The 280-nt window shown below is 53.6% G+C and carries 1 protein-coding gene; it reads right to left on the reverse strand.

From position 1 onward, the window contains the following. Positions 1–280: FTR1 family protein (locus tag FDX22_RS20350; protein ID WP_186805385.1), on the reverse strand; the 280-nt coding region annotated here is incomplete at both ends.

A 280-nucleotide genomic window follows, 5' to 3' on the forward strand; every position in this document is an offset into this window, starting at 1 on the left:
AGCAAAATGAACAGGCTGGTCCATTTAAAGAATGCCCCGAGGTTGAGGCGAATGCCGCCGAGGTAAATCAGGTATCCCAGTACCACTGCGGTAGCCAGTCCCAGCATCGCACCTAGCGGTGGCCAAATACCCACATCCTGCTGGAATGCCGCCAGCAGGAAGAACACCGATTCCAGCCCTTCTCGCGCAACAGCAAAAAAGACCATCATCACCAGCGCCCAGCCATGATGATTGCCTTTCTGTAACGCGTTATCGACAGCCTGTTCCAGTTGTACTTTGA

Origin of the sequence: Citrobacter sp. TBCS-14 (genome assembly GCF_005280805.1) — a bacterium.
In the GTDB taxonomy this organism is placed as follows: Bacteria; Pseudomonadota; Gammaproteobacteria; order Enterobacterales; family Enterobacteriaceae; genus Citrobacter; species Citrobacter gillenii.